The sequence below is a fragment of the Metabacillus idriensis genome, from assembly GCF_050483325.1.
Lineage (GTDB): Bacteria > Bacillota > Bacilli > Bacillales > Bacillaceae > Bacillus_P > Bacillus_P idriensis_A.
The window spans coordinates 25,639-39,964 of sequence record NZ_JBCMYF010000035.1 but is presented as its reverse complement, the minus strand read 5'-3'; the positions used below and the strand labels follow the sequence as shown (position 1 = coordinate 39,964).

The following is a 14,326-nucleotide window of genomic DNA, read 5'->3' as shown; positions in this document are numbered from 1 at the left end:
TGCAATCAAGATGTGAAAAAATATGTAAAGATGATTTCAGTGTGACGAGGTGAAAGAGATGCTTTCTGATAAAATTAAATTAACGGCTAAAGAGATCTTGGAAAAAGAATTTAAACAGGGTATGCGCGGCTACAAACAGGAAGACGTTGATAAATTTTTAGACTTGGTGATTAAGGATTATGAAACGTTTCATCAGGAAATTGAAGAGCTGCAGCAGGAAAATCTTCGCTTAACTAAGCAGCTTGAAGATTCTTTTAATCGCAAACAAGCGCAGCCGGTTCAGACAAATACAACGAACTTTGATATTCTTAAACGATTATCAAATTTAGAAAAACACGTTTTCGGCAGCAAGCTGTATGATTGATTCCATTTATTTACACTTGCATTAATCTATTAAATTCACTATACTAATATTTGCTGTTAAAATAATAACGTTCAGGTAATCGCTGCAGTCTTTAGGACTGTAGAGGAAAGTCCATGCTCGCACGGTGCTGAGATGCCCGTAGTGTTCGTGCCTAGCGAAGTCATAAGCTAGGGCAGCCAAAGATTTGGCTGACGGCAGGGAACTAGCCTAAGTCCCATCAGGGATATGGCTTTACTACCTTGAAAGTGCCACAGTGACGTAGTCTTTCGGGAAACCGAAAGAGTGGAACGCGGTAAACCCCTCGAGCGAGAAACCCAAATATAGGTAGGGGCACCTTCTCTTAGGAACTGAACAAGGAGAAGGCCGGAAGCGATTCGCTTCTGTAGATAGATGATTACCACCGGAGTACGAGGTGATACCGGCCGTTTGCAGTACAAAGGGACAAAACATGGCTTACAGAACGTTATTACAGGTTACTATAAATGCGAAACAGGCTCTCTTCACTTAGATGAGAGCTTTTCATTTACATAAAAATTCAGTTAAACAAACTTTCAAAACGTTGATTTTACTATACGATCTTATAGAAAAGAAGGTGATTTCATGGAAAAAGTCACATTAATTGCTACTGCAGCTATGGGCCTTGAAGCTCTGGTTGCAAAAGAAGTGCGTGATCTTGGCTATGAATGCACGACAGAAAACGGCAAGGTTACATTCGAGGCAGAAGCAAAAGACATTCCGCGGGTGAATTTGTGGCTCCGCACAGCAGACCGGGTTAAATTAAAAGTAGGTGAATTCAAAGCCTATTCCTTTGATGAACTTTTTGAAAAAACAAAAGCACTGAACTGGGGAGAGATTATTCCTGCCCAGGCAGAATTCCCGGTAACAGGAAAATCAGTAAAATCAAAGCTGTTCAGTGTCTCTGACTGTCAGCGCATTGTAAAAAAGGCAATTGTTGAAAAACTGAAAAGCCACCATAAAATTGCTTCTGATTGGTACGAAGAATCCGGACCGCTTTATAAAGTGGAAATTGCTCTTTTAAAAGATGTTGCCACGCTGACGATTGACACAAGCGGGGCAGGTCTCCATAAAAGAGGCTTCAGGCTTGATCAGGGCGGTGCTCCATTAAAAGAAACATTGGCAGCAGCTCTTGTCATGCTGACTAACTGGACACCGGATCGCCCATTTGCGGATTTATTTTGCGGTTCAGGGACGATTCCTATTGAAGCAGCTTTAATTGGACAGAACATTGCTCCCGGTTTTAACCGTGAATTTGTATCTGAACAATGGAACTGGATTGATAAGAAGCACTGGAACAATGCAAGAGTGGAAGCTGAGGACCTGGCCAATTATGATATCCCGCTTGACATTGCAGGACATGATATCGATCACCGCATGATCCGCATAGCTGAAGAAAACGCGGATGAAGCCGGCCTTGGAGGCATCATTCAGTTTAAACAGATGCAGGTAAGCGACTTTACGACGAGAAAAGAGTACGGTGTAATCGTCGGAAATCCTCCGTACGGGGAACGTCTCGGTGAAAAAGAAGAAGTAGAGCAGATGTATAAGGAATTAGGACGGGCACTTGCTCCTCATGATACATGGTCTGTATATATGCTGACTTCCCATAAAGGATTTGAGCAATATTACGGCAGACAGGCTACAAAAAAACGCAAACTCTTTAATGGATTTATCGAAACAGATTATTATCAGTTCTGGGGAAAACGCCCTCCCCGTGAAAAGAAACAGGTATAGATTCATCCTCCCTTGAATACACTAGAATCAGTATTGATAAAATTCAGGGGAGTGGTCTTTTTGCACGTAAACGAAGACTTTAACTTAATATCGAAGGCGCTGTCGTCTTCCTATCTATCGCTCATAGAAGATGGCCAGGATGCAGCAGCTCATGCATCGCTCAGCAATGCCCGCGCTGATTTTCTAAAAGCTGTTGCCCACGCCTCTGCTATTGATCAGAAAGTGATGATCAATACACTTTATGACCGTTAAGAGATAGGCTTTCTCATGATGAAAGCCTATCTTTTTTAGTGTATATCAGTAAATTATAAATATATAGATTGTGGATATCGCAATAATGATATCTACGTCCAGCTCCGGCGCCTAACTCCTCGGTCAGAACGGAGCTGACCAAGGCGCCTGCGCTTTTGTTCTTGGGAAAAGGCAGCATCAGCTATATAAAAACCAATCTTTATTCTTGCGTTCATTCATAGTCATGAAATCTTGACTATAAGTGCGTTAAGTGAAATAATGACCTTTTGAGTATAAAAGAATGTGGGGGATCTGATACATGCCGACGTCACGTCTGCCTTTTGCCGTATCAAAGAATGAAACCTTCTATGAAGGGTTAAATAACTGGATCGGCGATGTTTTTTATGATATTTTGCCTGATAAAGGCTTTGAACTTAGAGATGAACAAATATTTATGGCATTTCAGCTTGAACGTGCGTTTCGTGAAAAAAATGTCATGTTTGCTGAAGCGGGAGTAGGAACGGGTAAAACGCTTGTTTATTTGCTTTATGCAATAAGCTATGCAAGATATACAGGAAAACCAGCCATTATTGCCTGTGCTGATGAAACCCTCATCGAACAGCTTGTTAAAAATGAGGGCGATATTGCCAAGCTCCGCAAGCATTTGGATTTAAATATAGATGTGCGCCTTGGGAAATCACAGGATCAGTATTTATGTCTTAAAAAACTGGATCATACGATACAGCGTACAGGTGATGATCTTTATCTTGATCTGTTTGAATCATTGCCGTCCTTTGTGCATGAAAAAGCAGGCATGCAATCATTCAGCCATTACGGCGACAGAAAAGAATATCCTCATTTATCTGATGAAGAGTGGAAAACTGTCAATTATGACTCGTTTCAGGATTGTCTGTCATGCGATCAAAGGCATCGCTGCGGCTTAACTCTTTCACGAGATCATTACAGAAAAGCAGCAGATTTGATTGTCTGCTCACATGATTTCTACATGGAACATATATGGACGTTTGATTCAAGAAAACGAGAAGGGCAGCTGCCGCTTCTTCCGGATCACAGCTCTGTCGTTTTTGACGAAGGCCATCTGCTGGAATATGCGGCGCAAAAAGCCTTAACATACAGAGTGAAAAGCAGCACACTTGCCATTCTGCTTGAAAGACTGCTCCAAAATGACATCCGTGAGGAATTCGCTCACTTAGTAGAAGATACTCTTGTAGTCAATGAGGAGTTTTTCGACAGTCTGCTTGATGCATCTGAAGAAGTTCCCGGGTCGCACCGTTCTAAAATTATCATGAATGATACATTAAAGAAGCAGGGCATTCAGCTGCACAGGCTTCTTGCCGAAATCGGGGAAGCGCTCGTTTTTGAAAGCGAAATGTATACCATTGATTCTTATGAACTTAAAATTGTCGAAGAGTATTTGGATTCAATGGAATTCTCGATTTCTCTCTTTAATAAGCAAAGCGGAGCCATTCACTGGATTGAAAGCGGCGAGCAGGACTTTTCGCTGATTATTATGCCGCGGACTGTTGAAGAAGTGCTGAGTGAAAAAGTATTTTCACAGAAAAAACCGTATATTTTCTCTTCTGCCACGCTTTCTGATAATAAATCATTTGATTTCATTGCCGGAAGTCTAGGCATTAAAGATTACTTATTTCTTACAGTGGAGTCGCCGTTTGATTATGAAGAAAATATGAAAATAAAACTTCACGATCTATCAGCAGCACTTGATCTAAATAAGTTGAAGTGTGTTCAGACTCTTGAAAAAGTTAAAAAGACCGGCGGCCGTGCACTCATCCTGTTCAGTGCCATGAACGAACTTGAAGTCTTTAAACAATTTATAAATGAACAGAACACTGAATACTCGTTCCTTTTTGAAGGAGATCAGGAAATCAGCCAGCTTGTATCTGAATTCCAAAATGACGAAACCTCTATTTTATGTGCCGTGCATTTATGGGAAGGACTCGATATTCCTGGTGCATCACTGTCAAATGTGATCATTTGGTCATTGCCGTTTCCTCCAACAGATCCTGTTTTTGAATCAAAACGGGGCAGCTCAGCGAATCCATTTGCTGAGGTAGACATGCCTTACATGATATTAAGACTGAAACAGGGTGTCGGGCGCCTGATCAGAACAAGCACCGATCAGGGAGAAATCTCGATTTACCTCTCAAATGAACGTGATAGAAAAGTAGTAGAACAGGTGAAGGCCGTATTGCCGGTTGAACCTGAAATGCTGTAAAAGCGAAGGGATTCCTTCGCTTTTTTATTTTTGCTTAAAACAGACTGTTCAGTCGATAAAAAGATTGACAAAAGCCTTTCCCATCATTTAATCTGGAAATGTTAGAAAATTATTACTATTTATTTACATAAAAAATCAAGGGGTGAGCAGATTGTCCATTCAATCCGTTGAAAAAGAATTTTTAGAGTATCTTCAAAAGATGAAAAGCTATAATGAAGCGATTTCTCTCATGTTCTGGGACCTTAGAACCGGAGCTCCAAAGAAAGCGGTTGAGCAGCGTTCACAGGCAATTGGTGTCCTTTCGACAGAGGTATTTCAAATGGCAACGTCCGATCAAATGAGAGCATATATTGATCAAGTTTTGCAGGCGAAAGAAGAAGTTTCAGAAATCGCCAATAAAGCAGCACTGGAGTGCGAGAAAGAATACAAGCTCAGCAAAGTGATTCCTCAGGACGAATACAAAGAATACGTCATTCTTAAATCAAAAGCAGAATCGGTATGGGAGGAAGCAAAAGATCAATCTGATTTCAGCTTATTTGCTCCATACTTAAAAAAGCTTGTTGAAACGAACAAAAAGTTCCTGGAATACTGGGGATATAAAGAGAACAAATATGATACTTTCCTCGATCAATATGAGCCAGGTGTAACGGTAGACGTGCTTGACCGTGTATTTGGAGAGCTAAGAGAACGGATTGTTCCGCTGGTAAAGAGGATTACAGAGTCTCCCAATCAGCCAGAAACCGGCTTTTTGTATGAGCCGATCTCAAAAGAAAAGCAGCGTCAAATCTCTGAATTTTTCTTAAAAGAGCTTGGCTATGACTTTGAAGCCGGCCGGTTGGATGAAACGGTTCACCCATTTGCCATCAGTTTAAACCGCGGGGACGTGAGGGTTACAACGAAATATGCGGAGAAGGATTTCCGCACAGCTTTATTCGGCACCATTCATGAGTGCGGGCACGCCTTATATGAACAGAATATTTCTGAAGATCTTGAAGGCACACTGCTGTGTGATGGAACTTCAATGGGAATTCATGAATCACAATCCCTTTTCTATGAAAAATTCATAGGGAAAAATCCAGGTTTCTGGAATCGCTACTATGATTCTTTGAAAAAGCATGCAGAAGGTCAATTTGATGATGTCTCTTTAGAGGATTTTTATAGAGGCGTAAACGAATCTAAGCCTTCCCTTATTCGCATAGAAGCAGACGAACTGACATATCCGCTTCATATCATGATCCGCTATGAAATTGAAAAAGGTTTATTTAATGATGAAATTGAAGTGGAGGATCTTCCGCGTATATGGAATGAGAAATACGAGGAATACTTAGGGGTAACTCCTTCAAATGACGGAGAAGGTGTTCTTCAGGATGTGCACTGGTCTGGCGGAATGTTCGGCTATTTCCCTTCATATGCATTGGGGTATATGTACGCAGCACAATTTAAAAATGCGATGCAAAAGGACCTTCCAAATTTTGATGAGCTTGTTGAAAATGGAGAATTCGGCACGATTAAAAACTGGCTGACTGAAAACATCCACCAATATGGAAAAATGAAACAGCCGCTTGAAATTCTTCATGATGTAACAGGAGAAGGCCTGAACGCCAGCTATTTAATCGAACATCTTGAAACGAAGTATGAGAAGCTTTACCAGCTGGAAGCTGCGAAATAAAATAAACCAGACCGCACATCAATCGTTGTGCGGTCATTTTTTCAAGAAGAAAAAGCCAAATAATTCCCCAAAAGGTGCAGCCGCATATATTTATTGATTTGTGAGAAAAAACGAATAATTAAAAACTATTTCAGCTCTATTATTCGTTTTTTCTCTGTAAAAACACTTCCCATTCACTAAAATCCTTGTTATAATGCAACTAATCAAATAAACGAGCACTCATATAATCGCAGGAATAGGGCCTGCAAGTTTCTACCGGATGACCGTAAATCATCTGACTATGAGTGAGCAGTGTTGTTTTTATTCGAAAAAAGTTCCTTATATGCATGGGGAGTTTCTTTTCATTTTTTCCGGATACAGCGGCATTGTCTCACTCTATGTGAGGCAATGCCGTTTTTTGCATATTTGGAGGGATATAATATGAAGCAATTACAGGAAAAAATTAAAAATGAGGGAAAAGTTCTTTCAAATCAAGTATTAAAAGTCGATTCCTTCTTAAATCATCAGATTGATGCATTCTTGATGAAAGAAGTCGGGAAAGAATTTGCAGAACGATTTAAAAACGATGGCATTACAAAAATCGTGACACTTGAATCATCTGGCATTGCACCATCTGTTATGACTGCACTTGAACTTAACGTTCCTGTAATTTTTGCACGCAAAAGAAAGTCACTGACACTTACAGATCAGCTTTTAACGGCGTCTGTTTACTCTTTTACTAAACAAGAAGAAAATACGATTGCTGTATCGGGTGAGCATCTGAGTTCTGAAGACCGTGTTTTAGTCATAGATGATTTCCTTGCAAATGGACAAGCTGCACTTGGTCTTGCTGAAATAGTCGGGCAAGCGGGAGCCTCGCTTGCAGGCATCGGAATCGTAATTGAAAAGTCCTTTCAAGAAGGCGGCAAAATTCTCCGCGAGAAAGGGTTCCGCGTAGAATCGCTTGCAAGAATAAAATCACTTGAAAATCATGAAGTTCAATTCCTGGAAGAAACGGAGGAGGCAGCGGTATGAAAAACAGTTCGTTCAAGGTTTTTTCATTAGGGATACAGCATGTTCTTGCGATGTATGCAGGTGCAATCATCGTGCCGCTTATCGTTGGAGGAGCACTGGGACTAAATGCAGAACAGCTTACCTATCTCGTTTCGATTGATATTTTCATGTGCGGACTGGCGACTCTTCTCCAAGTATGGAAGAATAAATTTTTTGGCATCGGTTTGCCGGTCGTTTTGGGATGTACATTTACAGCGGTAGGACCAATGATTGCGATTGGAACAGAGTACGGTATTTCTTCTATTTATGGAGCGATTCTTGCATCCGGGCTTTTTGTCATTTTAATTTCAACTGTTTTTGGCAAGCTTGCGAAATTTTTTCCGCCTGTCGTAACGGGTTCAGTAGTAACAATTATTGGAATCACTCTTATTCCTGTTGCAATGAATAATATGGCAGGAGGACAGGGGTCTCCTGATTTTGGTTCTATTTCAAATGTAGGACTTGCATTTGGTGTATTGCTTTTCATCATTCTTCTTTATCGCTTTTTCACAGGGTTTATCCGCTCCATTTCTATTTTGATCGGTCTGCTTGCAGGAACAGCAGCTGCTGCACTTATGGGAAAAGTTGATATTCAGCCTGTATATGACGCAAGCTGGTTTCAAATTGGAAAACCTTTTTATTTCGGAACACCGACGTTTGAAATTGCCCCGATATTAACGATGACTTTAGTGGCCATTGTCAGCATGGTTGAATCAACAGGTGTATATTATGCTTTAGGAGATCTTACAAAGCAGAAAATAACGAAAGATGATCTTGCGAAAGGATATCGTGCAGAGGGTGTGGCATACTTATTGGGAGCGATTTTCAATGCTTTTCCATACACAGCTTACTCACAAAACGTCGGATTAATTTCCCTTTCAGGCGTTAAATCAAAAAATGTGATTTACACAGCAGCCGGTATGTTAATGGTGCTTGGTCTTGTTCCGAAAATCGCGGCATTTACGACAATCATTCCGGAAGCCGTGCTTGGCGGGGCAATGGTGGCTATGTTTGGAATGGTCATCGCCTACGGAATTAAGATGCTCAGTCAAGTTGAATTTGCTTCACAGGAAAATCTGCTGATTATTGCTTGTTCCGTAGGAATGGGTCTTGGTGTGACAGCTGTGCCTGATATGTTTGCAAATCTTCCTGAATCCGTTAAAATTCTGACGAATAATGGGATTGTCGCAGGAAGTTTAACCGCCATATTCTTAAATATTCTTTTTAATGTCGTGAAAAATGAAAAGAAGAACGGGATCGTTTCATTAGAAGGAAAACAGGCTTCTTAATACACAGGGACCTCACTGAATCTGGTGAGGTCCTTTTCCATGCTTGAAACAGAGCTTCCATTCTTGTCATTTTTATTGCTCTCATGTTACTATTCGACTATCTACTTTATAGGAGATGCAGAGGAAATGACGGTAACGGTTCTATTAAACCAAACAGAAATAAATCCATACTCCTTCAAAAAGGAAACTGCTCATAACGGTGCTATAAAAATAACAATGGTCTTTAACGTTCATTCAAGCGACTATCATAAGATCACAACGCTTCTATATAAGCAAACCTTTGCAGTGAACGTTCCGGGTGAAAATCTCTCATTTAAAGGAACCATCATCAATTATGCGACATCGTTTACAAATTTATATGAAGAAGGTGCTGCAGGCGATTTTCATCTGGAGCTGCTGGAGATACAATAAAAAAACCCTAAACTCATTTTAGGGCTTTCTTTTTAATCAATACATACTCAGTGCTTTTCTTGTATTAGGACCGACGATTCCATCTGCCGTTAATTTCTTGCTTTTTTGGAACGACTTCACTGCTTTATCTGTATTATTTCCAAAGATGCCATCAATGCCCTTAGTGCTGAAGCCTTTTGATGTTAACAGCTGCTGAAGCTGCTTCACTTCGTTTCCCTTGCTTCCTTTTTTTAGATTTTGCCCGGAGGCAGCAGGTTTAGACAGGACTGCTTTGCTTCCGCTGACTTTGTAGCCATTTGAAAGTGCAATTGAATCAAAGGTTTTACCTGATGCGGTAATGATTACAGCTGTGTTCATTTTTACCTGGCCGTAGAGCCATTCGATTTCATTGTCATACATGCGGATGCAGCCGTCACTGATGTATTGGCCAATTGAGTTTGGGTTATTATTGCCGTGAATGGCATATGTAGTTCCCCAAGTGCCTCGGGCATTAATGCCAAGCCAGCGATTGCCAAGCGGATTGCGGGGATCGCCGCCTGGTATCCCTTTCTTGTAATAAGGTCTGTTGACGATTTTGCTTACGATTTCAAACTTTCCTTCAGGCGTGTAAGAAGGCTGTCTGCCTGTAGCTACTCTGAATACACTTTTTAATTTGCTGTTTTGATAGTAGGCCAGCTGATTTTTAGATTTGTTGATGATGATAAAGTCACTTCCTGCTGCGAAGCTTTTGCTGATTCCGGCGCCAAAAAAAATGATCAGCGCCAAGGTGAACATAACTAGTATTTTTTTCATGTGCATCCCCTTTGACGTAAGAATAATAGGCATTTACTATCATCATATGAGTGCACATTCTAAATATTTCCAAGCAGTGAAAATTAATCTACGGGAGGTCAATTCAATGAAAAAGTGGGCTTTTGTATCAGATTTTGACGGAACAATCTCAAAGACAGATTTTTATCATCATGTCATTGAAAAATACTTTCCTGAGGGAGAAGAGCTTTATAAAAAATGGAAGAGCGGACAAATGCTCGACATTGATTTTTTAGGCCGTATTTTCACCTCAATCCATGAAGAAGAAGAGAGTCTTATAAAATCAATTCTGTCGCTGCCGATGGATGAGTATATTGGACAATTTATCAAGCTTGTTCAAAAAAATGGGGGAGATTTTTTCATTTTAAGTGCTGGTACAGATTATTATATCCGGCATATTCTGGATGATCTTGGGGCTGAAAATGTAGAAATTTTTTCGAATGAAGGCTATTATCACAAGATGAACATTCATTTAAAAATTGACCAAGAAGACTGGAAATACTCAGAGAGATATGGCATAGATAAATCAAAAGTGATTTTAAAACTGAAGGAACAATACGAAACTGTCTATTTCTTTGGAGACAGTGAACCTGACTCTCATCCAGCTGTATATGCGGATCTGACCTTTGCAAAGGATGCGCTGTGCGGACTGCTGGAAGAGAAAGGAATTAAGTATGTTGGCGTAAACAGCTTTAAAGAAGTTGAAGCCTATCTGCGTGATTCGGGCAGACTTATGCTTTGAAAAAATAAGAGGCAGGCTGTATAATGTGTTACTTCTTGGGTCCCTGAGATATACTAAACCGAAGGAGTTGAACATCATGATTACTCAAGAAATGAAAACAGAATTTACAGCAAAGAACGGTGAACAGGTCACATTGCGGCAGGTAAGAGCTGAGGATGCGAAGGACATTATACAGGCTGTAAAAAGCATTATTGATTCTGGAACGTACATACAAAAAGAACGGGCGCGGTCTATTCAGGAAGAAGCAGACTTTATTTCCGATATGAAAGAAAAAAACAACCTGTATTTAGGGGTTGAATGCAAAGGCAAAATTGTCGGTATTGCAAGAGTCATCCGCGGGGAACTTGAGATGAAAAAGCATACAGGCCTGTTCAGGACGTGGCTTTCAGATTCTGCCCAAGGACTTGGCATCGGCAAGGAGCTGATGAACGCTACGCTTGAGTGGTGCAGAACGAACAATCTTCATAAACTCTGCTTAACCGTATTTGCTTCAAACGAAATTGCACTGAAGCTGTATCAAAGGTATGGATTTGTTATTGAGGGAACACAGCGTGATCAGGCGATTCTAAACGGAAAGTTCGATGATGAAATCCATATGGCCTACTTTTTTGAATCTAAGTGACAAATAGGTGCGGGAGAAACGCCTGATTCAGGAGACTTTCACTCGCTGTACATAAGCTGTATGGTTCTGCTCTTTCTTACATGAATTCCCATTTAATCTTTGCTGTTCAAACAGGATTTTAAGGTTATAATAAAAGAGCACAACAACAACTCCTTTAAAACGTTGCTTTTCCCATTTATCGGGAAGAGCTTTTTTTTGTTCACCTGATGGATGACTACATAAAGTGCCTCCCTATTGGAAAAAGTAACCTTATCAGGTGGAAAATGAGGTGTAGTTATGGCGTATATTTTGTCTGTTGGTAAAAGCATTCCGCCGAATCAAATGCCGCAGGACACCGCGGTTGAATTCGCAAAAGAACTATTTTCAGGCTCCTTTAAAGATATTAATAGACTGCTTCCGGCATTTAAAAACGGAGACATTGAAAACAGGCAGTTTGTAAAAGATATGAGCTGGTATACTTCAGATCATTCATTCGAAGACAAAAATAATACATATATTGAAGCCGCAGTAGAACTTGGAACAAGTGCAATCATCAACTGTTTAACTGCAAATCGCTTTTTAAGGAGAGACATTGCCTGTGAAGAGATTGATGCGCTTTTCTTTATTTCAAGTACGGGCATTTCAACGCCAAGCATTGACGCGAAAATCATGAATCGACTGCCTTTTAAGGATTCAACAAAAAGAGTGCCGATCTGGGGCCTAGGCTGCGCAGGGGGAGCATCCGGCTTATCAAGAGCACATGACTACTGCAAAGCCTATCCTAAGGCTAAAGTGATTGTCGTTTGCGTGGAACTGTGCAGTCTGACTTTTCAGCATGATGATTTATCAAAAAGCAATTTTATTGGCACATCATTGTTTGCAGACGGTGTAGCATGTACGCTGCTTGCAGGAGAAGACGTCCAGCTTAAGGAACTTTCTGCGCTTAAAACACTTCCTAAAACGGTCTCAACACGGTCAACTTTCATGAAGGACTCTGAAGATGTGATGGGATGGGAGATCAAAAATAACGGATTTTATGTCGTCTTCTCAAGAGATATACCAAGCATTATTAAAAACTGGCTCAGACAGACGGTTGAAGATTACCTTCAAGAAGAAAACATTCTGCTTCACCAAGTAAAGCATTTCCTTGCACATCCAGGGGGGAAGAAAGTTCTTCAAGCTTATCAAGCAAGCCTTGGATTTGAAGAGGAACAGCTTCAGGTTTCTAAAAACGTACTTAAAAACCATGGAAATATGTCATCTGCTACAGTTATGTATGTAATTGAAGAATATTTAAGCAGCGGCATGGGTGAGAAATCAGATTTAGGCATCATTGCAGCCCTCGGCCCAGGTTTTTGTTCAGAGCTGTTACTTGTAGAATGGGAGAAGGCTGGATGATCTTTTATCTTTTTCTCTTCATTATCATTTTTCAAAGAGTTTCTGAATTATTGATTGCCGGGAGAAACGAAGCCCGCTTAAAAAAAATGGGGGGAGAAGAGCATGGCAGCAGCCATTATCCGCTGATTGTATCCGTTCACCTGCTTTTTCTGCTGTCATTCACGCTGGAGGTCATTCTCTTTAATAAACAAATTTCACCTCTGTGGATGATCATCCTCCCAATTATTTTTATGGCACAAATCATCAGATATTGGGCAGTTTTCAGCTTAGGCCCGTTTTGGAATACAAAAATCATCATCGTCCCGGATCTTGAAGTCGTCGCAAAAGGTCCGTACCGTTTTATGAGGCATCCAAATTATTTAGTTGTGGCGGCTGAAATTCTTTTTCTGCCGATTTTATTTCAAGCCTATTTTACCGCGATTCTATTTACGATTCTAAATGCAGTGATTTTGTCCATCAGGATACCGGCAGAAGAAAAAGCGCTGATGGAGCATACAGATTATAAGAAGGCATTTCTTGCTAAAAAAAGGTTTGTACCCGGGAAGGAGGAATCATAAGGATTGACTCTTTAGGGTGAGGGAAGTGCGGGAATGTTCAGCGTCTAATATATGAAGCAGAGTAATAGCCTGGTAAATGAGATTTTCAGCTAATTTCCTAGTCTGACCAGTCGGTTCCGCTTTTCTTGGTGTCCAGCTCCACCTCCTAGCTCCTCGGCCAGAACAAATTCCCCCAAAAAGTCAAACCCGGACTTTTCGGGTGAATTCTTATCTGTCTGTCGGGTCTGACCAGTCGGATCCGCTTTTCTTATTGAAAATGATTTTCATTCGTGCTACACTGATTTTAAGAATCATTCTCAGCGAAAAGGTTGTGTGAGACAATGACAATGTTATTATTATTAGGAACGGTCTTAGGCTACAGCTCGTTAATTGGTTACGTACTTAAAAAAGTAAATACGGCTTCTTAAATACATGTGCTGCCTTTTTGGCAGTTTTTTTTGTGGAATGTGATTAAAATAGATCCCCATTCCGGGCACCCTTGCAAGAATGGGTATAAATGTTCCGGGAATAAGGAAAGAGCGCTTAAGATGAGAGATTATTAATATTGCAGGTACAGCTATTGCTCCATCCCGGACAAATGTATGAATGGCAGGAAATTCAGTCATTTTTCTCATTCTTGTTTTTCATTTTTTATAATATACAACTTTGGTTGTTTTCTTTGAATAATAATTTCATGTAAACTCAATATATAAACATTCTAAAGGAGGAAATGAAATGGATTCTATGCAGAATCTTTATCATCAGCTGATTGAAGCTTGGAATAGCCGCAATGCAGAAGATATGGCCAAACTTTTTGCAGAAGATGGAGAAATGATCGGGTATGACGGCAGCCTGGCAAGTGGGCGAAGTGAAATTTACGAGCATCTCAGCCCTATTTTTGAAAATCACCCTACGGCTCCCTTTATCATTAAAGTGAAAAATGTGCAGCTTCTTAGTTCCGAAACAGCTTTATTGCGCGCCATTGCTGGAATGATTCCGCCCGGAAAGTCAGAACTAAATCCGGATGTGAACACTCACCATACGCTGGTCGCTGTAAAAAGAGACAATAAATGGCTCATTCAGCTTTTTCAGAATACACCTGCCAAGTTTCACGGCAGACCTGAGCTGATTGAGCAGATGACGAATGAGTTAAGTCTGTTAAGATAAGATTAGGCTCTTTTTGTATAGTTTGTTGCTTCCAGGGGTGAATGTAAAACCAAAAACAAAACTCGAT

Annotated in this window: 14 protein-coding genes, 1 other RNA gene and 1 riboswitch; of the genes, 14 read left to right on the top strand and 1 reads right to left on the bottom strand. The window is 40.5% G+C overall.

What is annotated here, in order from left to right; genetic code table 11:
* Positions 1–58 precede the first annotated feature (58 nt).
* The 9 genes from gpsB to ABEQ24_RS20475 all read left to right on the top strand — a co-directional run bounded on the left by gpsB (position 59) and on the right by ABEQ24_RS20475 (position 9,005).
* Positions 59–364 carry a cell division regulator GpsB gene (gene gpsB, locus ABEQ24_RS20515; protein WP_070876299.1) on the top strand — a complete coding sequence of 102 codons (306 nt, stop codon included), beginning with the start codon at positions 59–61 and terminating at the stop codon, positions 362–364.
* 67 nt (positions 365–431) lie between these two features.
* Positions 432–825, top strand: an RNA gene (gene rnpB, locus ABEQ24_RS20510) — RNase P RNA component class B.
* A 139-nt stretch (positions 826–964) separates the two neighbouring features.
* Complete coding sequence (locus tag ABEQ24_RS20505) at positions 965–2,116, top strand: THUMP domain-containing class I SAM-dependent RNA methyltransferase (protein ID WP_430008519.1); 1,152 nt, start codon at positions 965–967, stop codon at positions 2,114–2,116.
* A 60-nt stretch (positions 2,117–2,176) separates the two neighbouring features.
* Positions 2,177–2,368, top strand: a complete 192-nt coding sequence (locus ABEQ24_RS20500; protein WP_430008518.1) for a hypothetical protein — start codon at positions 2,177–2,179, stop codon at positions 2,366–2,368.
* A 298-nt stretch (positions 2,369–2,666) separates the two neighbouring features.
* Complete coding sequence (locus tag ABEQ24_RS20495) at positions 2,667–4,604, top strand: ATP-dependent DNA helicase (RefSeq protein ID WP_430008517.1); 1,938 nt, start codon at positions 2,667–2,669, stop codon at positions 4,602–4,604.
* 151 nt (positions 4,605–4,755) lie between these two features.
* Positions 4,756–6,273 (top strand): carboxypeptidase M32, encoded by a 1,518-nt coding sequence (locus ABEQ24_RS20490; RefSeq protein ID WP_430008516.1) that lies wholly within the window; start codon positions 4,756–4,758, stop codon positions 6,271–6,273.
* Positions 6,274–6,472: 199 nt separating this feature from the next.
* Positions 6,473–6,574: riboswitch (purine riboswitch) on the top strand.
* A 119-nt stretch (positions 6,575–6,693) separates the two neighbouring features.
* On the top strand, positions 6,694–7,287 hold the full coding sequence (locus ABEQ24_RS20485; RefSeq protein WP_430008515.1) for a xanthine phosphoribosyltransferase: 594 nt from the start codon (positions 6,694–6,696) through the stop codon (positions 7,285–7,287).
* On the top strand, positions 7,284–8,594 hold the full coding sequence (locus ABEQ24_RS20480) for a nucleobase:cation symporter-2 family protein (RefSeq protein ID WP_430008514.1): 1,311 nt from the start codon (positions 7,284–7,286) through the stop codon (positions 8,592–8,594). Before ABEQ24_RS20485 ends, ABEQ24_RS20480 begins: the two co-directional genes overlap by 4 nt.
* 39 nt (positions 8,595–8,633) lie before the next feature.
* Entirely contained in the window at positions 8,634–9,005 is a 372-nt protein-coding gene (locus ABEQ24_RS20475; protein ID WP_430008513.1) for a DUF3219 family protein, read from the top strand.
* Positions 9,006–9,041: 36 nt separating this feature from the next.
* On the opposite strand, the gene ABEQ24_RS20470 is transcribed toward ABEQ24_RS20475, so the two are convergent.
* Positions 9,042–9,797, bottom strand: a complete 756-nt coding sequence (locus ABEQ24_RS20470) for a L,D-transpeptidase family protein (protein WP_430008512.1) — start codon at positions 9,795–9,797, stop codon at positions 9,042–9,044.
* Between the two features lie 106 nt (positions 9,798–9,903).
* Between ABEQ24_RS20470 and ABEQ24_RS20465 the strand changes: the two genes are divergently transcribed.
* The 5 genes from ABEQ24_RS20465 (at position 9,904) to ABEQ24_RS20445 (ending at position 14,259) form a co-directional block, all read left to right on the top strand.
* A complete protein-coding gene (locus tag ABEQ24_RS20465; protein ID WP_430008511.1) occupies positions 9,904–10,557 on the top strand; it encodes an MtnX-like HAD-IB family phosphatase in 654 nt (217 codons plus the stop codon).
* A gap of 76 nt (positions 10,558–10,633) precedes the next feature.
* Positions 10,634–11,179: an N-acetyltransferase family protein gene (locus ABEQ24_RS20460; protein WP_430008510.1), complete on the top strand. Its 546-nt coding sequence runs from the start codon at positions 10,634–10,636 to the stop codon at positions 11,177–11,179.
* A gap of 276 nt (positions 11,180–11,455) precedes the next feature.
* On the top strand, positions 11,456–12,556 hold the full coding sequence (locus ABEQ24_RS20455) for a type III polyketide synthase (RefSeq protein WP_430008509.1): 1,101 nt from the start codon (positions 11,456–11,458) through the stop codon (positions 12,554–12,556).
* Positions 12,556–13,113, top strand: a complete 558-nt coding sequence (locus ABEQ24_RS20450; RefSeq protein WP_430008679.1) for an isoprenylcysteine carboxyl methyltransferase family protein — start codon at positions 12,556–12,558, stop codon at positions 13,111–13,113. Before ABEQ24_RS20455 ends, ABEQ24_RS20450 begins: the two co-directional genes overlap by 1 nt.
* Positions 13,114–13,827: 714 nt before the next feature.
* Entirely contained in the window at positions 13,828–14,259 is a 432-nt protein-coding gene (locus ABEQ24_RS20445; RefSeq protein WP_430008508.1) for an SgcJ/EcaC family oxidoreductase, read from the top strand.
* Positions 14,260–14,326 lie beyond the last annotated feature (67 nt).

Bases quoted from the DNA above. Each gene is read 5' to 3' on its own strand.
- ABEQ24_RS20485 (WP_430008515.1), top strand. From the start codon at position 6,694: ATGAAGCAATTACAGGAAAAAATTAAAAATGAGGGAAAAGTTCTTTCA.
- ABEQ24_RS20470 (WP_430008512.1), bottom strand. From the start codon at position 9,797: ATGAAAAAAATACTAGTTATGTTCACCTTGGCGCTGATCATTTTTTTT.
- ABEQ24_RS20455 (WP_430008509.1), top strand. From the start codon at position 11,456: ATGGCGTATATTTTGTCTGTTGGTAAAAGCATTCCGCCGAATCAAATG.
- ABEQ24_RS20505 (WP_430008519.1), top strand. From the start codon at position 965: ATGGAAAAAGTCACATTAATTGCTACTGCAGCTATGGGCCTTGAAGCT.
- ABEQ24_RS20445 (WP_430008508.1), top strand. From the start codon at position 13,828: ATGGATTCTATGCAGAATCTTTATCATCAGCTGATTGAAGCTTGGAAT.
- ABEQ24_RS20480 (WP_430008514.1), top strand. From the start codon at position 7,284: ATGAAAAACAGTTCGTTCAAGGTTTTTTCATTAGGGATACAGCATGTT.
- ABEQ24_RS20495 (WP_430008517.1), top strand. From the start codon at position 2,667: ATGCCGACGTCACGTCTGCCTTTTGCCGTATCAAAGAATGAAACCTTC.
- ABEQ24_RS20465 (WP_430008511.1), top strand. From the start codon at position 9,904: ATGAAAAAGTGGGCTTTTGTATCAGATTTTGACGGAACAATCTCAAAG.
- gpsB (WP_070876299.1), top strand. From the start codon at position 59: ATGCTTTCTGATAAAATTAAATTAACGGCTAAAGAGATCTTGGAAAAA.
- ABEQ24_RS20460 (WP_430008510.1), top strand. From the start codon at position 10,634: ATGATTACTCAAGAAATGAAAACAGAATTTACAGCAAAGAACGGTGAA.
- ABEQ24_RS20475 (WP_430008513.1), top strand. From the start codon at position 8,634: ATGCTTGAAACAGAGCTTCCATTCTTGTCATTTTTATTGCTCTCATGT.